Consider the following 19448-nt stretch of genomic DNA (forward strand, 5'->3'; position numbering starts at 1 on the left):
ATCGCCCTGAGACATTGGGGTGACGGATGGTGGAGACACACGGCGGGGGGCCGGGCGACGGCGCCGCTGAGGTGCTCGACCGCCCGCTGCCCGACGGAGTGCGCCGCAGGGTCGTGCAGATCGTGTCCGACGGCTTCGGCTCACTCACCCTCGGTGAGCTGCCCGCGCAGCTGAGGCAGTACGCCAGGTTCGCCCCGAACCGCAGGGCCAAGTTCGCCGGCAACGCCATGGCAGCGGCCGTGGAGACCGATCCGCTCTTCCGGCAGCGCATCGGTGACAGGTTCCGCGACGCCCAGCCGGAACTGGCCGGCGCCCTCGACGCCGGGTCCGCGCTCCCGGCCGCCGACCCGCTCGACGTGGCAGCCGCCGCCTACGTGCTGCGCCCGCACGGCTGGGCGAAGCTGGTGACCGCCGCCGGCGAGGAGGCGCAGCGCGCGGACGCCGAGCGCGCCGACGAGGAGAGCCGCGCCGAGCTGGAGCGGCTGCGCGAGGAGCTGGCCCGGGCCCGGGAGCAGACCAGGACGGAGACCGAGCGGCTGCGCGCCGAGCTGGAGTCGGCGAAGCGGGAGACCGAGTCGCTGCACCGCAAGCTCCGCTCCGCCCTCAGCGACGTCAAGCGCGGCGAGGCGGCGCTGCGCAAGATCCAGGCGGAGATGGACGCCGCCCGCGCCGAGGGGCACACCCAGGTGTCCGCGGCCGAGAGCGAGACCCGGCGCCTCAGGACCCGTCTGGGGGAGGCGGAGGCCGCCCTGGAGGCCACCCGCAAGGCCGCCCGCGAGGGGCGCAGCGTCGAGGACATGCGCGTACGGCTGCTCCTGGACACCCTGCTGGACGCCACCCAGGGGCTGCGCCGCGAGCTGGCGCTGCCTCCGGTGTCCGTGCGGCCCGCCGAGACCGTGGACGCGGTCGAGCCCGGCCGGATGACGCCGAAGGACATCGCCAACCGGGCCCTGTCCGAGAACGACCCGGCCGTCCTCGACCAGTTGCTCGCGCTGCCCCAGGCGCACCTGGTCGTCGACGGCTACAACGTCACCAAGACCGGCTATCCGCAGATGCCGCTGGAGAAGCAGCGGCTGCGGCTGCTCGGCCAGCTCTCCCAGCTCGCCGCGCAGACCGGCGCCGAGATGACCTGTGTCTTCGACGGCGCCGAACTCGTGGCGCCCGTACTGCTCGCGCCGCCGCGCGGGGTGCGGGTGCTGTTCTCCAAGCCCGGCGTCACCGCCGACGAGCTGATCCGCCAGCTGGTGCGGGCCGAGCCGCCGGGCCGGCCGGTCATCGTCGTCTCCACCGACCGCGAGGTCGCCGACGGCGTGGCACGCGCGGGCGCGCGCCCGGTGGCGTCCGTGGTCCTCCTCAAGCGGCTTCCCTAGCGAGCGGCTTTCCCCGGTGCGCGGCTTCCCTCGCCCCCCATTCACTTCCGCCCCGACCGTAACGTTGGCGCGCTATGACCGAATTGACGGAAGCGTCACACAACGTAGCGTCAGTCGAGGGTCACCGCAGGTGAGTTGTGGCAAAGAACGCAGTGCGTCACCGTGATTTTTCGGCGCAGGATTTGAACTGATCACGAGTGGGTCACTAGGGTCACCCTTCGAACCCTCGAACGGGTGATCCCTCTCAAGAAGGAGCTCGTCTCCGTGGCGTCCCACCGTCGTCCCAAGCAGCCGAGCCGCACGCGCGTGACCGTGCTCACCACCGCTGCCGCCGCCGCTGTCGCTCTCAGCTCCCAGGCCGCCAACGCCGCCCCGAGCGAGAAGCCGGGCAAGGACGAGGTCAAGGCCAAGGTCGACAAGCTCTACGAGGAGGCCGAGCAGGCCACCGAGAAGTACAACGGCGCCAAGGAGAAGCAGGAGAAGCTCCAGAAGGAGATCTCCACCCTCCAGGACAACGTCGCCCGCGGCCAGGAGGAGCTCAACGAGCTGCGCGACGGCCTCGGTTCGATGGCCAGCGCCCAGTACCGCTCCGGCGGCATCGACCCCTCCCTCCAGCTCTTCCTGTCCGCCGACCCGGACGACTACCTGGACAAGGCCTCCACCCTCGACCAGCTGAGCGGTCAGCAGGTCGAGGCGCTGAAGAAGATCCAGGAGAAGCAGCGCGACCTGTCCCAGCAGCGCTCCGAGGCCTCCGAGAAGCTCAAGGACCTCTCCGCCACCCGCACCGAACTGGGCAAGAAGAAGAAGGAAGTCCAGGGCAAGCTCTCCTCCGCGCAGAAGCTGCTCAACACGCTCACCGCGAAGGAGAAGGCCGCCCTCCAGGAGGAGCAGCAGCGCTCCACCCGCAGCAGCGAGCGCCAGGTGCTCTCCGGCTCCAGCACCCCCGCCTCCGGCCGGGCCGGGGCCGCCTTCGCCGCCGCCCAGGGCAAGATAGGCACGCCGTACGTGTACGGCGCCACGGGCCCGTCCTCCTTCGACTGCTCGGGCCTGACCTCCTGGGCCTACGCCCAGGCCGGCGTCGGCATCCCGCGCACCTCCCAGGCACAGGCCAACTACGGCACGCGCATCTCCTCGATGGGCGACCTCCAGGTCGGCGACCTCGTGTTCTTCTTCGGCGACCTGCACCACGTCGGCCTCTACGCCGGCAACGGCCAGGTCCTGCACGCGCCGCGCACCGGCACGAACGTCCGCTACGAGTCGATGAACACCATCGGCGGTCCGTTCATGTTCGGCGTACGGGTCTGACCACGTTCGGCGTACCGGGCTGACCCGAGGCCCCCGCCGCCGAAGTCACCCCCGCCATACCCCCCGTACGGGCGAATCACGGTCGGGGCTTGTGACCCCCGCCCCGCCGGTGACCTGCGTCAGCGGCGGGGCGTCGCGCTGCGCGGCCCCGGAGGTCGTTGGCCGGTGCCCCGTCGCGGGGTTACTGTCTGCCGCGTTTCCCTGTCCGCCAGCGGAAGGAGTGCGGCTTCCCGTGGGGTCCCATCGCCGCCTTGCACCATCCGGGTTCGACCGTGGCTCCACCGCCGCCGTCGGCCTGCTCTCCGTAGCCGCCGCCCTCCTGGGCGCCGTACCGGCCACGGCCGCCCCGCACGACGACCGGCGGGCGGAGGTGGACCGGCTCCACACCGAGGCGGAGCAGGCGACCGAGGCCTACAACAAGGCCGACGCGCGCACCGACGCGCTGCGCGAGGAGGTCACGACCGCGCAGGACTCCATCGCCCGGCAGCAGCAGCACGTCAACACCCTGCGGGACGCCCTCGGTTCGCTGGCCGGCGCCCAGTACCGCTCCGGCGGCATCGACCCGTCGCTGGCGCTGCTGCTCACCGCCGGCCCGGACGACTACCTCGACCGGGCCTCCGTGCTCGACCGGATCACCACCCGCCAGGCGGGCGAGCTGAAGGAACTCCAGCAGGCCATGCGCGACCTCGCCCAGGACCGTGCCGAGGCCGCCCGCAAGCTCGCCGGGCTGGAGAAGGGCCGCAGGGCCGTCGCCGCCCACAAGAAGACCGTGGAGCGCAAGCTCGCCAAGGCCCGCGCGCTGCTCGACTCCCTGCCGGACGACGAACGCGCCGACTACCACCGCGGGTCCCGCTCCGGGCGCGAGGACCTGACCGCCCTCGGCGGCGCCGCTCCCGCCTCCGGCCGCGCGGCGGCCGCCTTCGCCGCCGCCCGCTCCGCCCTCGGCAAGCCGTACGTCTGGGGCGCCAACGGCCCCTCCGGCTTCGACTGCTCGGGCCTGACCCAGTGGGCGTACGCGCAGGCCGGGGTGGGACTGCCGCGCACCTCGCAGGCGCAGTCCGGCGCCGGGCGGCGGGTGTCCCTGGCCGAGGCGCGGCCCGGCGACCTGGTCACCTACCGGAACGACGCCAGCCACATCGGCATGTACGCCGGCAACGGCCAGGTGATCCACGCGCCCTACCCCGGCGCGCCGGTGCGCTACGACCCGGTCGGCATGATGCCGATCTCCTCGGTCAACCGCGTGTGACCGGCGCGGTCGCGGAGGCCGGGCCGCTCGCCCCGCGAGCCGCCCGGGCCCGCCCCCGTACGATCGGGACGTGGCTGGTCGAAGGCGGGTGCCGGGTTCCTCGGTGGTGGCGCTGTGCCTGCTGCTCGTCGCGCTCGTGGCCTGCGGCGGCCGGACGGCGGCCGATTCCGCCCGGGCCGATGTCCAGCGGGTCCTCGACCGGCGCGCGGCGGCCGTCCTCGCCCACGACGCGGCCGCCTACGCGCGCACCGGCACCGGCACCGGCTTCGGCCACCTGAGCGCGATACCGCTGGCCGCCTGGTCGTACCGGGTGCGGGACGTGGACCGCACCGGCGACACCGCCACCGCAGACGTCGAGCTGCGCTACCGCGTCGAGGGCTACGACCGGGGCCCCGTCACCGCGGGCCGCACCGTGCGGCTGAGCCGGGACGGGGCGGCCGGGAAGTGGACCGTCGCCTCCGACCGCCCCGCCAAGGAGTCCGGCCAGCAGCCCTGGGACCAGGGCCCGGTCCGGATCGTCCGGGGAACGCACAGCCTCGTCCTCGGCGTCGGTCAGTCCACGCGGGTCCTGCGCCGCTTCGCCGACCTGGCCGACCGTGCGGTGCCCGCCGTCTCGGACGCGTGGGACGGCGACTGGTCCCGTCGGGTCGTCGTGGTCGTCCCCCGGTCGCTGGAGGGCATGGCGGGCCTCCTCGGTTCCCCCGCCTCCTCCTACCGGGGCATCGCCGCGGTCACCACCGGGGAGACGGGCGGCCGGGAACACGCCCCGGCGGACCGGATCATCGTCAACCCCGACGCGTACGCGCTGCTCGGCACCCTCGGCAGGCAGGTCGTGCTCACCCACGAGACGACGCACGTCGCCACCCGCGCCGACACCACCACCGCCACGCCGCTGTGGCTCTCCGAGGGCTACGCCGACTGGGTCGGCTACCGCGACAGCGGACGCACCGCCGCCCAGGTAGCCCCGGAACTGGCCGGCGCGGTCGCCGAGGGCCGGGTGCCCGCGCGGCTGCCGACGGACGGGGACTTCGGGTTCACCGCCGACGCGGAGGAGCTGGCCCGGGCCTACGAGAGCGGCTGGCTGGCCTGCCGGATGATCGCCGAGCAGTGGGGCGAGGACCGGCTGGACGCGTTCTACCGCTCCGCGGGCGCCCACGACGAGCGCGCCGGCGCACTCGAGGACGCGATGAACGAGGTGCTCGGGACGGCACCGGAGAACTTCACGGCGCGCTGGCGGGAGTATCTGCGGGCGCGCCTCGGCTGAGCCGCCCGGACTCGCGGGCCGGGCCCCGTGTGCCGCCGTGGCCCGCCGTGTCCCGCCACAGGGCCCGGGCGCCGGCGAGGGCGGCGGCCACCAGCAGGCCGTTGCGGACGGCCAGGAGCGCGATACCCAGGGGGGTGCTCGCCACGACGTCGGCGAACAGGACCGGGAACTCCAGCACCGTCACCGGGGCCGCCGCCAGCACGAGGGCGGCCGGCACCCGCATCCGGCTCGCCCGGAAGCACCGGCAGACCGCCGCGAGGCCGATCAGCCACACCATGTACTGCGGGCTGATCACCCGGCTCGTCACCGTGAACATCAGCACCGCCACGAAGGCCGCGTCCGCCGCCGTGTGCGCCGCGCGCCGCGGGGCCGCCTGCCGCGAGGACATCAGCCGCCACAGCAGCAGCCAGCCGAACGCCGCCGCGCTCAGCCCCAGCGAGACCGTGCTCACCACGCCCACGTACGGGCCCAGGAACTCCATCGAGCCGTAGTTCAGCACCACCCCGCCCGCCCAGCCGAAGTGCCGGGCGACGTGGAAGACCAGCGAGCCCAGCGACTCCACCTCGGTGCCCCGCTCGCGCTGGAACGTCAGGAACGCGAACGCCCCGGGCATCGCCACGGCCGACAGCGCGGCCAGTCCTGCACCGCTCAGCGCGGCCGCGGCCCACGGCGCCCGTCCCCGCATCCCGACGAGCACCAGCGCCGGCCACACCTTCAGCAGCGCCCCGACGGCCGCCAGGGCCCCGGCTGCGCGCGGATGCCGCCCGGCGGCGAGCAGCGCGGCCACCGCGACGGCGGTGGCCATCACGTCGTAGCGGGCGTACACCGTCGGACCGAGCAGCGGCACACCCGCCACCCACACCCACGCACCGCGCGGCGAGCGCCCGGGCCCCCGGCCCGCGCGCCACAGCAGCGCCAGCACGGCCAGGTCGGTGGCCGAGGCCAGGACGAAGAAGGCCGTGGCGTACTCCAGGAAGGGCAGCAGGGCGGGCGAGAGGACCGCGAAGGCCGCCGCCGGCGGGTACTGCCAGGTGACGTCGTCCAGCGGAAACGTTCCGGCGCGCAGGACGTCGGACCAGTCCCGGTAGATCACGGACACGTCGCCCGTGACGTCCGGACCGGGGAAGACCAGTACCTTCAGCACGCACAGCAGCAGCACCAGCCGCGTGGTGCCCCAGGCCGTCAGCGGCCACACCGGTGACCGCCCCGCGTCCCTCGTCTCCACGTGCTCCCTGCCCGTCCGCGCCCGTCTGCCGCGCCTGTCCGTCCGCGCCTGCCCCGTCGGTGCGGCCATGATGACCCGGACACCCGCGGCCCTGCCACAGGACGCGGCCCGTCCCGGCGCCCGGCGGACGGTTCGGTAGGGTCGGCCGCGTGCGCAAGACCCTGATCGTGACGAACGACTTCCCGCCCCGGCCGGGAGGCATCCAGGCCTTTCTGCACAACATGGCGCTGCGCCTGGACCCCGAGCGGCTGGTCGTCTACGCCTCCACCTGGAAGCGGAGCCGCGAGGGCGTCGAGGCCACCGCCGCCTTCGACGCCGAGCAGCCCTTCACCGTCGTAAGGGACCGTACGACGATGCTGCTGCCGACGCCGGGCGCGACCCGGCGGGCGGTGGGACTGCTGCGCGAGCACGGGTGCGCCTCGGTGTGGTTCGGGGCGGCCGCGCCGCTCGGGCTGATGGCCCCGGCGCTGCGCAGAGCGGGGGCCGAGCGGCTCGTCGCCACCACCCACGGCCACGAGGCGGGCTGGGCCCAGCTGCCCGCGGCCCGGCGACTCCTGCGCCGCATCGGGGAGTCGACGGACACCGTCACCTACCTCGGCGAGTACACGCGCTCCCGCATCGCGGGCGCGCTCACGCCCGGGGCCGCCGCGCGGATGACGCAGCTGCCGCCCGGCGTCGACGAGAAGACCTTCCACCCGGGCAGTGGCGGCGACGGGGTCCGGGCCCGTCTCGGACTGACCGAGCGGCCCGTGGTCGTCTGCGTCTCGCGGCTGGTGCCCCGCAAGGGCCAGGACACCCTGATCCGGGCGATGCCGCGCATCCTCGCCGCCGAGCCGGACGCCGTCCTGCTGATCGTCGGCGGCGGCCCCTACGAGAAGGACCTGCGCCGCCTCGCCCAGGACACCGGCGTCGCCGCCTCCGTCCGCTTCACCGGCGCCGTTCCCTGGTCCGAACTGCCCGCGCACTACGGCGCCGGTGACGTCTTCGCCATGCCGTGCCGCACCCGCCGGGGCGGCCTCGACGTGGAGGGCCTCGGCATCGTCTACCTGGAGGCCTCCGCGACCGGCCTGCCCGTCGTCGCCGGCGACTCGGGCGGCGCGCCCGACGCCGTACTGGACGGCGAGACGGGGTGGGTGGTGCGGGGCGGTGACGCGGACCAGGCCGCCGACCGCGTCGTCACGCTCCTGGCCGACCCGGAACTGCGCCGCCGGATGGGCGAGCGGGGCCGGGCCTGGGTGGAGGAGAAGTGGCGCTGGGACCTGCTGGCTGGGCACCTGAAGGCGCTGCTGTGACACGGGGAGCCCCCGAGGCGAGGGGTGCCCGTATGCCGCCGGGGACGCGGGGCGCGCGTCCCACGGGGCGCCCTACTTGGAGTAGATCGCCTCGATCTCGTCCGCGTAGTCCTTCGCCACCACATTCCGCTTCAGCTTCAACGACGGGGTCAAGTGCCCCGAGTCCTCGGTGAACTGGGCCCCCAGCACCCGGAACCTGCGCACCGACTCCGCCTTCGACACCGCCGCGTTCCCGTCGTCGACCGCGTCCTGGATCGTGGCCAGCAGATCCGCGTCGTCCCGCAGCGACACCGCCGTCGAACCGGCCGGCTTGCCGTGCTCCGCGCACCAGCGGCCCAGGAACTCCTCGTCCAGGGTGACCAGCGCGCCCACGAAGGGCCGCCCGTCGCCGACCACCATGCACTCCGCCACCAGGGCGTGCGCGCGGATGCGGTCCTCTATGACGGCCGGGGCGACGTTCTTGCCGCCGGCGGTGACGATGATCTCCTTCTTGCGGCCGGTGATCCGCAGATAACCGTCCTCGTCGAGGGTGCCGATGTCACCGGTGTGGAACCAGCCGTCGGCCAGCGCCTCCGCGGTGGCGCCCGGGTTGTTCCAGTACTCCTTGAACAGGTGCTCGCCGTGCAGCAGCACCTCCCCGTCGTCCGCGATGCGCACCACCGAGCCCGGCAGCGGCTGGCCGACCGTGCCGATCTTCTGCCGGTCCCAGGGGTTGAAGGCGGTGGCCGCGCAGGACTCGGTCAGGCCGTAGCCCTCCAGGACCGTGAAGCCGATGCCCCGGAAGAAGTGGCCGAGCCGCTCGCCGAGCGGGGCACCGCCGGAGATGGCGTACTCGCCGCGTCCGCCGAGGACCGTGCGGAGCTTGCCGTAGACCAGCTTGTCGAAGACCTTGTGCCTGATCTTCAGGCCGACGGACGGGCCCGGCGGGGTGTCCAGGGCCTTGCTGTACGCGATGGCGGTGTCGGCCGCCCGGTCGAAGATCTTGCCCTTGCCGTCGGCCTGCGCCTTGGCGCGCGCCGAGTTGTAGACCTTCTCGAAGACGCGCGGTACGCCGAGGATCAGCGTGGGCCGGAACGCGGCCAGCTCGTCGGTGAGGTTCCTGACGTCCGGGACGCAGCCCAGCTTGATCGGCGCGATCATCGGGGCGACCTGGACCAGACGGCCGAAGACGTGCGCGAGCGGGAGGAAGAGCAGGACGGAGCACTCGCCCGTGCGGAACAGGGGGCGCAGGCGCTCGACGACGTTCCCGCACTCGGCGAAGAAGCTGCGGTGGGTGAGGACGCAGCCCTTGGGGCGGCCGGTGGTGCCGGAGGTGTAGACGATGGTCGCGGGGTCGTCGGCCTTCGCGATCGAGCCGCGTTCCTCGACGGTCCGGTCCGAGACGTCCTGGCCCAGGCGCCCCAGCTCCTCCACGCCCCCGGCGTCGATCTGCCAGACGTGCTTGAGGGCGGGCAGCCGCTGACGCACCGACTCGACGGCGGCGGCGTGCCCGGCCGACTCCACGACGCACGCCGTGGCACCCGAGTCGCCGAGGATCCACTGCACCTGCTCCGGCGAGCTGGTCTCGTACACCGGCACGGTGATCGCGCCCGCGCTCCAGATGGCGAAGTCCAGCAGGGTCCACTCGTAGCGCGTACGGGACATCAGGGCGACCCGGTCGCCCGGCTGGACACCGGAGGCGATGAGGCCCTTGGCGGCGGAGTGCACCTCGGCGAGGAAGGCGCGCGCGGTCACGTCCTGCCAGGCGCCGTCCCCGGACTCCGTCCGGGGGGAATCCCCTTCCGCTTCGCTCACCTTGCGGGCGATGACGGCGACGTCCGGATGCTGCGCGGCGTTTCTGCGGACGATGTCGGTGAGGTTTCCGTCCGTGGGGACCTCGTACAAGGCCGGAAGGCTGAACTCGCGCAAGACTGCTGCTCCTCATAGGGCGCCGGCGCCACGACACTGTGTGATGCGACGGTGCGGTCCAAGGCTCGGGCAAGTGCTCGGGAGAACTCATGCGCGATTCACATGTTGAACTCCGGAGCACGACTGGACTGCCCGGACGTTACCCGCCGGTATGCGTTCTCCGACAGGGGGTCCCCGCGAGATGTTCGCTGCGTCACACGGATGGGGTCTGCTTCGCGCACAGTAGTCGACGGATCAACCGACCAGCCAGTAACCGCAGGTCCGACCGCCACTGTTCACATCAGGCGCGCGCTGCCTACGCTTGATCGCCATGGCACCCACACCGCCCCGGAACACGAGCACGCGCGTCCACGTGGTCAGCGACGTCCATGGCAACGCCCGCGACCTGGCCAGGGCCGGCGAGGGCGCCGACGCTCTGGTCTGTCTCGGGGACCTGGTCCTCTTCCTCGACTACGCCGACCACTCGCGCGGCATCTTCCCCGACCTGTTCGGCGTCGCGAACGCCGACCGCATCGTCGAGCTGCGCACCGCCCGCCGCTTCGCCGAGGCGCAGGACTTCGGCAGGCGGCTGTGGGCGGAGGCCGGCGGGGAACCGCGGGAGCTGATCGAGCGGGCGGTGCGCAAGCAGTACGCCGAGCTGTTCGCCGCGTTCCCCACCCCGACGTACGCCACCTACGGCAACGTCGACGTGCCGCCTCTGTGGCCCGAGTACGCCCGTCCCGGCACCACCGTGCTCGACGGGGAACGGGTGGAGATCGGCGGCCGGGTCTTCGGCTTCGTCGGCGGCGGCCTGCGGACCCCGATGCGCACGCCCTACGAGATCAGCGACGAGGAGTACGCCGCGAAGATCGAGGCCGTCGGCGAGGTGGACGTGCTGTGCACGCACATCCCGCCCCAGGTGCCGGAACTGGTCTACGACACGGTGGCGCGGCGCTTCGAGCGGGGCAGTCGCGCGCTGCTGGACGCGATCCGCCGCACCCGCCCCCGCTACGCCCTGTTCGGGCACGTGCACCAGCCGCTGGCGCGGCGGATGCGCGTCGGGGCGACCGAGTGCGTGAACGTCGGCCACTTCGCGTCGACGGGACGGCCGTGGGTGCTGGAGTGGTGAACGGGTGCGGCCCACCCGCGCAGGTGGGTGGTGGCATGCGACGGGCCCGTGCGCGATAGCCTTCACGCGGCACACACGTGCGCGCCACGGGCGCACGACGACCTCAGTACGGCCCGCATCCGGAGGAGCCACGGCGATGGCGGAACACACCAGCTCGAGCATCACCATCGAGGCGGCACCGGCCGAGGTCATGGCGGTGATCGCCGACTTCGCCCGCTACCCGGACTGGACCGGCGAGGTGAAGGAGGCGGAGGTCCTCGCGACCGACGCGCAGGGGCGTGCCGAGCAGGTCCGGCTCGTCATGGACGCCGGGGCGATCAAGGACGACCAGACGCTGGGCTACACGTGGACCGGCGAGCACGAGGTGTCCTGGACGCTGGTGAAGTCCCAGATGCTGCGTTCCCTCGACGGCTCCTACCTGCTCCGCCCGGCGGGCACCGGCACGGAGGTCACCTACCGCCTCACGGTCGACGTGAAGATCCCCATGCTCGGCATGATCAAGCGCAAGGCGGAGAAGGTCATCATCGACCGAGCGCTGGCGGGCTTGAAGAAGCGCGTGGAATCGGGACCGAAATAGCGCAGCCGCAGCCGCAGCCGCAGCCGCAGCCGCAGCCGCAGCCGCGGGCAGGCGTCCCGCTGCGGCGGCACGGGCGGGCGTGGCGGCACGCTGCGGCGCCGGCTGGGCACCCCGGCCCCCGCACCCGCGCCCGTCAGGAGCCCGACCGGCGGCGCCCCGGGTACCGTTCACCCCCATGCGCACCCTCCTGATCACGGGCCCCGGCGGCACCGGCCGCACCACCGTCGCCGCCGCCACCGCGCTCGCCGCAGCCCGGCAGGGCACCCGCACCCTGCTCCTGGGCGCCGACCGCGACGACACGCTCGGCGCCGTGCTCGGGGTGCGCACCGGCCCGGCGCCGGCCCCCGTCGAACCCGGGCTCACCGTCTGGTGCCCCGACGCCGCCCAGGGGTTCCGCGACGGCCTCGCCGCCCTCCAGAACCGCGCCTCCTCAGCTCTCGACCTCCTCGGCGCCTCCCGCCTCGACCCCGGGGAACTCACCCCGTTGCCCGGCGCCGACGACCTGGCCCTGCTGCGCGCCCTGCGCGAGGCCGCCCTCGCAGAGGCGCACGACCTCCTCGTCGTCGACCTCCCGCCCGCGCCGCGTGCCCTCGCCCTGCTCGCCGCGCCCGAGGAACTGCGCCGCTGTCTGCGCCGCCTGCTCCCGCCCCAGCGGCAGGCCGCCCGCGCCCTGCGGCCCGTCCTCGGCCGGCTCGCGGGCATCCCCGTGCCGACCGAGGCGCTGTACGAGGCCACCGCACGCTGGGACCTGGAACTCGCCGCCGCCGAAGCCGTCCTGTCCGACCGCGACACCGCCGTACGGCTGGTCGCCGAGCCCGGACCGGCCGGTGCCGACGCCGTCCGCGCCACCGCCCTGGGCCTCGCCCTGCGCGGCCTGCGCACCGACCTGCTGGTCGCCAACCGCGTCCTGCCCGAGGACGCCCCGGCGGACAGCTGGCTCAGCGGCCCCCTCGCCCAGCAGCGCAAGACACTGGAGGAATGGCGGGGAACGTACGACGTCCGCGCCGTCGCCCATCTCGGCCGGGACCCGCGCGGCACGGACGACCTCGCCGCCCTGGACGTGCCGGGCGTCAACCCGGACGCCTCCCCGGTCGAGTGGCCCGTCACCGACCGGCTGGCCGAGGACGGCGTACTGGTCTGGCACATCCCGCTGCCGGGCGCCGTACGCGAGGAAGTCGACCTGGTCCGCCGCGGTGACGAACTGGTCGTCACCGCCGGGCCGTTCCGCCGCGTCGTCCCGCTGCCCTCCGCCCTGCGCCGCTGCACCGTCGACGGAGCCGCGCTGCGGGACGGCACGCTCGCCGTCCGGTTCGCGCCGGACCCGGGACTGTGGCCGCGGGGGCGCTGACCCCCGGCGGGACCGGTGACCGTTCGGGTAACGTCGTAAGAACGAACCGTAGTCAGGAGTCCGTCATGAGCGAAGAGCTCCCCCCGTCCGAGGCACCCCGCCCCGACGAGGCCGACGCGGTCGACGAGACGCGTGCGGCCGACGAGACGCGTGCGGCCGACGCCGACGCCTGGGCGACGGCGTGCGCCGAGGACCTGGAGGCGGAGAAGGCCCGTCGCCGTGCCGAGTACGGGCCGCCGCCCGGTTCGGCCGCCGAGGAGCTGCGCCGGCTCGTCGACACCGTCGCGGACAAGCTGTCCGGTCTCCAGTCCCCCCTGCTCGGCCAGGTCGCCGGACCCGCCGCCCAGCAGGTGGTCCGGCAGGTCGTCCAGCAGGCCAGGGCCGCCGTCGAACCGGTGATCGAGCGCAACCCGGACGTGTTCGACCATCTCGCGGCCGCCGGCGGTGAACTCCTCGCCGCCTACCGCTCCGCCGTCCAGAACCAGGAACGCCGCTGGACCACCGGCGACACCCCGCCCGAGGACCCGCGCGACCCCCGCGACCTGGGCGAACCCGGCGCCGGGGGCGACGACGAGGGCGACGAGGGCACCGGCCCGGGACAGCGCATCGACCTGGACTGAGCCCCGCCTCGGGTACGGTTGCCCTTAGCGGGGCTCGACCGAACTGAGGGATTCATGGGACTCACCATCGGCGTCGACATCGGCGGCACGAAGATCGCGGCCGGCGTGGTCGACGAGGAAGGCAACATCCTCTCGACCCACAAGGTGCCGACCCCCAGCACGCCCGAGGCCATCGTGGACGCCATCGCCTCCGCGGTGGAGGGTGCACGCGTGGGTCACGCGATCGTCGGAGTCGGCATCGGTGCCGCCGGCTACGTCAACCGCCAGCGCTCCACGGTCTACTTCGCGCCCAACATCGACTGGCGCCAGGAGCCGCTCAAGGAGAAGGTGCAGGCCCGCGTCGGCCTCCCCGTCGTCGTGGAGAACGACGCCAACGCCGCGGCCTGGGGCGAGTACAGGTTCGGCGGCGGCAAGGGCCACCGCAACGTCATCTGCATCACCCTCGGCACCGGCCTCGGCGGCGGCATCATCATCGGCAACAAGCTGCGCCGCGGCCACTTCGGCGTGGCCGCCGAGTTCGGCCACATCCGGATGGTGCCCGACGGCCTGCTGTGCGGCTGCGGTTCGCAGGGCTGCTGGGAGCAGTACGCGTCGGGACGGGCGCTGGTGAGGTACGCCAAGCAGCGCGCCAACGCCACGCCCGAGCGCGCCGAGGTCCTGCTCGCGCTCGGCGACGGCACCCCCGACGGCATCGAGGGCAAGCACATCTCCGTGGCCGCCCGCCAGGGCTGCCCGGTCGCCGTCGACTCCTACCGGGAACTGGCCCGCTGGGCCGGCGCCGGCCTCGCCGACCTGGCCTCGCTCTTCGACCCGTCCGCCTTCATCGTCGGCGGCGGCCTCTCCGACGAGGGCGACCTGGTCCTCGACCCGATCCGCAAGTCCTACAAGCGGTGGCTGGTCGGCGGCAACTGGCGTCCGGTCGCCGACGTGATCGCCGCCCAGCTCGGCAACAAGGCCGGCCTGGTGGGAGCGGCCGACCTGGCCCGGGAGCCCGACCCGATCATGTAGCGCCGCGGCGCCTCCCGTACGACCGAGCCCGTCGAGCCCCGGCCGGGGACGACGGGCATCGTCGTATCTTGATCCACATGGCAACGTCCTTTCTGTCTCCCCTCCCCAACTCCCGTACCGAACCCGACGGTTCCGCGGTCGTCCGCGTCCTGAGCTACAACGTCCGCTCGATGCGCGACGACACCGCCGCCCTCGCCCGCGTCGTCAAGGCCTGCGCGCCCGACCTCGTCCTCCTCCAGGAGGCCCCCCGCTTCTTCCGCTGGCGCAAGAAGCTCACCCGGCTCGCCGCCGCCACCGACCTGGTCCTGCTCTCCGGGGGCGGCACGGCCGCCGGACCCGCGCTGCTGTGCTCCCTGCGGGCCACCGTGGAGCGCACCGAGGACGTGCTGCTCCCGCTCACCCCCGGTCAGCACCGCCGGGGGCTCGCCACCGCCGTGGTCGGGATCGGCGGCGCCCGTCTCGGCGTACTCAGCTCCCATCTGTCGCTGCGGCCGGACGAGCGCTTCGAGCAGGCCGGCCTGCTCCTCGACCAGCTGGCCGCACTGGGCGTGCGGCACGCCGTGGCGGGCGGCGACCTGAACGAGCGCCCCGGCGGCCGCACCTTCCGGCGGCTCGGCGACGGTCTGCGCGACTGCTGGACCGCCGCGCCCTGGGGCGGCGAGTACACCTTTCCCGCGACCGGCCCGGACCGCCGTATCGACGCGGTCTTCGTCACCGAGGGCGTCGAGGTGCTCGGCTGCGGGGTGCCGTCGGGACTGCCCGGGGTCGCCGAGGACGACCTGAGGGCGGCCACGGACCACCTCCCGGTCCTGACCGCCCTCCGCGTACCCGCGACCACCTGACCGGGGCCCGGCAGGTCACACCACCGCGCCCCGCCCCGGATCGTCGTCGTCCTCGTCGCCCGTCCGCATCCGCACGACCAGGGTGGCGAAGCCGCCGAGGAAGCCGCCGATGCTCAGGGTCGTCAGCCACCAGGTCATGTCCCAGCCGAGCACCACCGCCAGCAGAAGCAGCACCGGACCGCCGAGCACGCCCAGCCAGGCGAACTTCGAGGTGGGATCCGCCTCGGGCAGCGGTGGCGGCTCGGGAGGCACGAAGTGGCCCTCGTCGTCCTCGCCGAGGTCGTCGTCGGACGGCTCGGCGGGCGTGTGGTCGCGGGGACCGACCCCGGGCGCGAACGCGACGGAGCCGCCCAGCGGCCGGGCCGGGGAGGGCCGGTCCGCCGAGGGCTTCTCGTCGTTCACCTCGGGCTCCAGGAGCGCCAGGTCCTCCACCGACTTGAACGGCTTCGCACCCGGCGGATCCGGGGGCTCCTCCCCGTACCCGGCGACGATCGCGGCCCAGGCGGCGTCCTCGTCATAGGACACGTCCTGCTCCTCGGGACCGCCGTCAGCCGCGCGCTCCCGTCCCTCGCGGTGCTCCCGCTCCCGCTCCGGTTCCCGCTCCTCGCGCTCCTCGCGGTCCTCGCGGTCGGAGTCGTGCTCAGCCACCTGCGGTCGTCCCTTCCTTGCCGAGACCGGACTCCGGTTCCCCGACGGAACCGGGCGCGAGCCGGCCGATGAACGCGACGCTCTCCGCGAAGATCCGGTCCGCATCGTGGTCCAACGTCGCCACGTGGTAGCTCTCTTCCAGCAGGATCTCCGTCACGTCCGTCGACGACACCCGGCCGAGGATCCGGGCCGAGTCGGCCGGCGGCACCACGTGGTCCTGCGGACTGCGCAGCAGCAGCAGCGGCTGGGTCACCTGCGGCAGGTCGCCGTCGGCGAGACGGAAGAAGGCGCGCAGCGAGTGCGCCGAGTGCAACGGCACCCTGTCGTACCCCAGCTCCGCGCTGAGCGGCTTGGCGATGTCGCTGGCGATGCCTTTCGCCGCGGGCACGAGATGGCGCAGGACCGGGAGGGCGTGCTGGGCCACGCCGTGCATCCGGTTCGCCGGGTTGACGACCACGACGCCCGACACCGCGTCCCCGTGCCTGGCGGCGAGCCGCAGCGCCAGCGCGCCGCCCATGGACAGGCCGGCCACGAAGACCCGCGCGCAGCGCTCGCGCAGGACGCGCAGCTCGCGGTCCACCTCCGCGTACCAGTCCTGCCAGCCGGTGACCTGCATGTCCTGCCAGCGCGTGCCGTGCCCGGGCAGCAGCGGCAGCGCCACGCTCAGGCCGCGCGCGGCCAGGTACCGCGCCCAGGGGCGCAGCGACTGCGGGGAACCGGTGAAGCCGTGGCAGAGGAGGACGCCGACCTCCCCGCCCTCGTGGCGGAACGGCTCGGCTCCGGGCAGGACCGGCACGTCTCGGTCTCCTGTCGTCGGGGGCCGGCACAGCCGGCACGTCGGGTGCGGTGCTCGTGGGTACTTGCGGCTACTTCACCGTACGCGACCGCACTGACACCGACCAGGGCCGTCGGGGCCATTGACGGTGCCCCGGGTTAAGGTCTGAGCCACAGACACAGGAGGCACTCGGTTGTTGTACGGCGCGATGAAGGTCACGGTGGGGGGTTCGCTGAAGCTCGCCTTCCGGCCCTGGGTGGAGGGGCTGGAGCACATTCCGGCCGACGGCCCCGCCATTGTGGCGAGCAACCACCTGTCGTTCTCCGACTCGTTCTTCCTGCCCGCCGTCCTCGACCGCAAGGTGACCTTCATCGCCAAGGCCGAGTACTTCAACACCCCCGGGGTCAAGGGCAGGCTGACGGCCGCCTTCTTCAAGAGCGCGGGCCAGCTCCCGGTGGACCGCTCCGGCGCGCGCGGCGCGGGGGAGGCCGCCATCAGGAGCGGCATGCAGGTCCTGGAGCGCGGGGAGCTGTTCGGCATCTACCCCGAGGGCACGCGCTCCCCGGACGGCCGCCTCTACCGCGGCAAGCCGGGCGGCCTCGCGCGCGTGGCCCTCGCCGCCGGCGCGCCCGTCATCCCGGTCGCCATGATCGACACCGAGAAGATCCAGCCGCCGGGGCAGGTGATGCCGAAGCTGATGCGGCCCGGCATCCGCATCGGCAAGCCGCTGGACTTCGCCCGCTACCAGGGCATGGAGCACGACCGCTTCGTGCTCCGCGCGGTGACCGACGAGGTCATGTACGAAATCATGAAGCTCTCCGGCCAGGAGTACGTCGACATGTACGCGACCGCCATGAAGCGGCAGCTCGCGGAGGCGGCGAGGGCGGAGAAGGAGGCGGGCAGGGCGGCGAGGGCCGCGCTCGCCCAGGCGGAGCGGGACCGGACCGGGACGTAGCCGGCACACCGGCACCGGCACCGGACTCGGGGGAGGGGGAACATGACCGGGCGCGAGAGGGTCATGAGGATGTCGGTCGAGCAGCCGCTGTGGCGCGCGCTCGCCGGCTACCGCGTGCTCACCATGCTGTACGCGATCGGCTTCTTCGCCACCGCCTGCTCCGGCTTCGCCCGCCCCTGGCTCGCCGTCGCCTACTACGCCGTCCTCCTCGTCTGGACCCTGGCCACCCTCCCCAGGGTCGCGAACGCGGCGAGCTGCACCAAGCGGTTCCTCGCCGCCGACCTCACCGTCGCGCTGACCGGCATCATGCTCACGCCCCTCGCCGACGCCCACGCACGCGTCATGGACGGCGGCCCGACCCTGCCGTCGATATGGACCGCCGGTTCCGTGCTGGCCTTCGCCGTCAAGGGCGGCTGGCGCTGGGCCGCCCTCGCCTCCACCCTCGTCGCCGTCGCCAACCTGGTCGAACGCGGCACCCCGGCCCGCGACACCGTCCACAACGTCGTCCTCGTCTGGGTCGCCTCCATCGCGATCGGCTACGTCGTCGAGGTCGCCCGCGCCTCCGAGCGCACCCTCGCGCGCGCCCTGGAGATCGAGGCGGCGACCAGGGAGCGGGAGCGGCTGGCCCGGGACATCCACGACAGCGTCCTCCAGGTGCTGGCGATGGTGCAGCGCCGGGGCGCCGTCATCGGCGGCGAGGCGGCCGAGCTGGGCCGGCTGGCCGGTGAGCAGGAGGTGGCGCTGCGCACCCTGGTCTCCGGCGGCCTGGTGCCCGTCTCCCGCGTGTCGGAAAACGCCGCCGAGGGCGCGGTCGTACGGGTGGTCGAGGAACCGGAGGGAGGGGCCGCGACGGGTTTTGTCGACCTGCGCGCCCTGCTCGCCCCGTACGCGGGCTCCCTCGTGAACCTCGCCGAGCCGGGCGCCCCGGTCCTCCTGGCTCCGGCCGCCGCGCGGGAGCTGGCGGCCGCCGTGGGGGCCGCCCTGGACAATGTCCGCGAGCACGTCGGCGGGCAGGCGCGCGCCTGGATCCTGGTGGAGGACGAGCCGGACGAGGTGCTCGTCACCGTCCGCGACGAGGGGCCCGGCATCCCGGACGGGCGGCTCGCCGAGGCCGAGGGCGAGGGGCGGCTCGGCGTGGCCCTGTCGATCAGGGGCCGGCTGCGCGACCTCGGCGGCACGGCCGAGCTGATCTCGGTGCCGGGACAGGGCACCGAGGTGGAACTGAGGGCACCGAAGCAACCGGCGGCGGCGCCGCGCGGGCGAAAGGCAGCGGACCATGAGTGAACGACAGGGCCCGATCAGGGTCATGGTGGTCGACGACCACCCGATGTGGCGCGACGCAGTCGCCCGGGACCTGGCCGAGTCCGGCTTCGACGTGGTCGCCACCGCGAGCGACGGCGACCAGGCGGTGCGCCGGGCCCGGGCCGCCGCGCCCGACGTCCTCGTGCTCGACCTCAACCTGCCGGGCAAGCCCGGCGTCCAGGTCTGCAAGGAAGTCGTCGGCGCCGACCCGCGGCTGCGCGTCCTCGTGCTCTCGGCGAGCGGTGAGCACGCCGACGTGCTGGAGGCGGTGAAGTCCGGCGCGACCGGATACCTGCTGAAGTCGGCGTCCACCGAGGAGTTGCGGGACGCGGTGCACCGCACGGCCGCCGGCGACCCGGTCTTCACCCCGGGCCTGGCCGGTCTGGTCCTCGGCGAGTACCGCCGCCTCGCCTCCGAACCGGCCCCCGCCGCGGGCACCGACGACCCCGGCACGCCCCGGCTCACCGACCGGGAGACCGAGGTGCTGCGCCTGGTCGCCAAGGGTCTGAGCTACAAGCAGATCGCCGAACGCCTCGTCATCTCCCACCGCACCGTGCAGAACCACGTCCAGAACACCCTGGGCAAGCTCCAGCTGCACAACCGGGTGGAGCTGGTGCGGTACGCGATAGAACGAGGTCTGGACGACGCCTGACCC

Annotated in this window: 18 protein-coding genes; 14 read left to right on the top strand and 4 right to left on the bottom strand. The window is 73.8% G+C overall.

The features are described from left to right. Positions 1–26 precede the first annotated feature (26 nt). From ACGFYH_RS02480 to ACGFYH_RS02495, 4 genes are all read left to right on the top strand, one after another. Positions 27–1370 carry an NYN domain-containing protein gene (locus ACGFYH_RS02480; protein WP_393801260.1) on the top strand — a complete coding sequence of 448 codons (1344 nt, stop codon included), beginning with the start codon at positions 27–29 and terminating at the stop codon, positions 1368–1370. Between the two features lie 264 nt (positions 1371–1634). Then, a complete protein-coding gene (locus ACGFYH_RS02485) occupies positions 1635–2675 on the top strand; it encodes an NlpC/P60 family protein (RefSeq protein ID WP_393801517.1) in 1041 nt (346 codons plus the stop codon). Between the two features lie 232 nt (positions 2676–2907). Next, positions 2908–3921, top strand: coding sequence for an NlpC/P60 family protein (locus tag ACGFYH_RS02490; protein WP_393801261.1), 1014 nt, complete (start codon positions 2908–2910; stop codon positions 3919–3921). Between the two features lie 70 nt (positions 3922–3991). Next, on the top strand, positions 3992–5185 hold the full coding sequence (locus ACGFYH_RS02495; protein ID WP_393801262.1) for a hypothetical protein: 1194 nt from the start codon (positions 3992–3994) through the stop codon (positions 5183–5185). On the opposite strand, the gene ACGFYH_RS02500 is transcribed toward ACGFYH_RS02495, so the two are convergent. Beyond that, positions 5142–6410: a glycosyltransferase 87 family protein gene (locus ACGFYH_RS02500; protein ID WP_393801263.1), complete on the bottom strand. Its 1269-nt coding sequence runs from the start codon at positions 6408–6410 to the stop codon at positions 5142–5144. The genes ACGFYH_RS02495 and ACGFYH_RS02500 overlap by 44 nt on opposite strands. Before the next feature lie 149 nt (positions 6411–6559). On the opposite strand from ACGFYH_RS02500, the gene ACGFYH_RS02505 reads away from it, so the two are divergent. Continuing rightward, positions 6560–7702, top strand: a complete 1143-nt coding sequence (locus ACGFYH_RS02505; RefSeq protein ID WP_393801264.1) for a glycosyltransferase family 4 protein — start codon at positions 6560–6562, stop codon at positions 7700–7702. Positions 7703–7774: 72 nt separating this feature from the next. Here the strand turns inward: ACGFYH_RS02505 and ACGFYH_RS02510 are convergent, their stop codons facing one another. Beyond that, the gene (locus ACGFYH_RS02510; RefSeq protein ID WP_393801265.1) at positions 7775–9610 is read right to left on the bottom strand and encodes an AMP-dependent synthetase/ligase; all 1836 of its coding nucleotides are present in this window, start codon (positions 9608–9610) and stop codon (positions 7775–7777) included. Positions 9611–9920: 310 nt separating this feature from the next. Here ACGFYH_RS02510 and ACGFYH_RS02515 point away from each other — a divergent pair, with 310 nt between their 5' ends. The 6 genes from ACGFYH_RS02515 to ACGFYH_RS02540 all read left to right on the top strand — a co-directional run bounded on the left by ACGFYH_RS02515 (position 9921) and on the right by ACGFYH_RS02540 (position 15113). Further along, on the top strand, positions 9921–10718 hold the full coding sequence (locus ACGFYH_RS02515; RefSeq protein ID WP_393801266.1) for a metallophosphoesterase: 798 nt from the start codon (positions 9921–9923) through the stop codon (positions 10716–10718). 136 nt (positions 10719–10854) lie between these two features. Continuing rightward, a complete protein-coding gene (locus tag ACGFYH_RS02520; RefSeq protein ID WP_393801267.1) occupies positions 10855–11295 on the top strand; it encodes an SRPBCC family protein in 441 nt (146 codons plus the stop codon). A 175-nt stretch (positions 11296–11470) separates the two neighbouring features. Continuing rightward, positions 11471–12643 (top strand): ArsA-related P-loop ATPase, encoded by a 1173-nt coding sequence (locus tag ACGFYH_RS02525; protein WP_393801268.1) that lies wholly within the window; start codon positions 11471–11473, stop codon positions 12641–12643. Positions 12644–12708: 65 nt separating this feature from the next. After that, positions 12709–13263 (top strand): DUF5304 domain-containing protein, encoded by a 555-nt coding sequence (locus ACGFYH_RS02530; RefSeq protein WP_393801269.1) that lies wholly within the window; start codon positions 12709–12711, stop codon positions 13261–13263. Positions 13264–13317: 54 nt separating this feature from the next. Then, positions 13318–14271, top strand: coding sequence for an ROK family glucokinase (locus ACGFYH_RS02535; protein WP_393801270.1), 954 nt, complete (start codon positions 13318–13320; stop codon positions 14269–14271). Positions 14272–14348: 77 nt separating this feature from the next. Beyond that, positions 14349–15113 carry an endonuclease/exonuclease/phosphatase family protein gene (locus tag ACGFYH_RS02540; protein WP_393801271.1) on the top strand — a complete coding sequence of 255 codons (765 nt, stop codon included), beginning with the start codon at positions 14349–14351 and terminating at the stop codon, positions 15111–15113. A gap of 15 nt (positions 15114–15128) precedes the next feature. Here ACGFYH_RS02540 and ACGFYH_RS02545 read toward each other — a convergent pair whose 3' ends face one another. Continuing rightward, on the bottom strand, positions 15129–15761 hold the full coding sequence (locus ACGFYH_RS02545; RefSeq protein ID WP_393801272.1) for a hypothetical protein: 633 nt from the start codon (positions 15759–15761) through the stop codon (positions 15129–15131). After that, the gene (locus tag ACGFYH_RS02550; RefSeq protein WP_393801273.1) at positions 15754–16557 is read right to left on the bottom strand and encodes an alpha/beta hydrolase; all 804 of its coding nucleotides are present in this window, start codon (positions 16555–16557) and stop codon (positions 15754–15756) included. The genes ACGFYH_RS02545 and ACGFYH_RS02550 overlap by 8 nt, the downstream gene beginning before the upstream one ends. 187 nt (positions 16558–16744) lie before the next feature. On the opposite strand from ACGFYH_RS02550, the gene ACGFYH_RS02555 reads away from it, so the two are divergent. From ACGFYH_RS02555 to ACGFYH_RS02565, 3 genes are read left to right on the top strand one after another with little or no spacing between them, the layout of a single operon-like run. Next, positions 16745–17491 (top strand): lysophospholipid acyltransferase family protein, encoded by a 747-nt coding sequence (locus tag ACGFYH_RS02555; RefSeq protein WP_393801274.1) that lies wholly within the window; start codon positions 16745–16747, stop codon positions 17489–17491. Between the two features lie 42 nt (positions 17492–17533). Continuing rightward, positions 17534–18775 carry a MacS family sensor histidine kinase gene (gene macS, locus ACGFYH_RS02560; RefSeq protein WP_393801275.1) on the top strand — a complete coding sequence of 414 codons (1242 nt, stop codon included), beginning with the start codon at positions 17534–17536 and terminating at the stop codon, positions 18773–18775. Beyond that, on the top strand, positions 18768–19445 hold the full coding sequence (locus ACGFYH_RS02565; protein WP_393801276.1) for a response regulator: 678 nt from the start codon (positions 18768–18770) through the stop codon (positions 19443–19445). The genes macS and ACGFYH_RS02565 overlap by 8 nt, the downstream gene beginning before the upstream one ends. The last annotated feature ends 3 nt before the right edge of the window (positions 19446–19448 follow it).

The sequence above is a fragment of the Streptomyces sp. NPDC048392 genome (genome assembly GCF_043200575.1).
GTDB lineage: Bacteria > Actinomycetota > Actinomycetes > Streptomycetales > Streptomycetaceae > Streptomyces.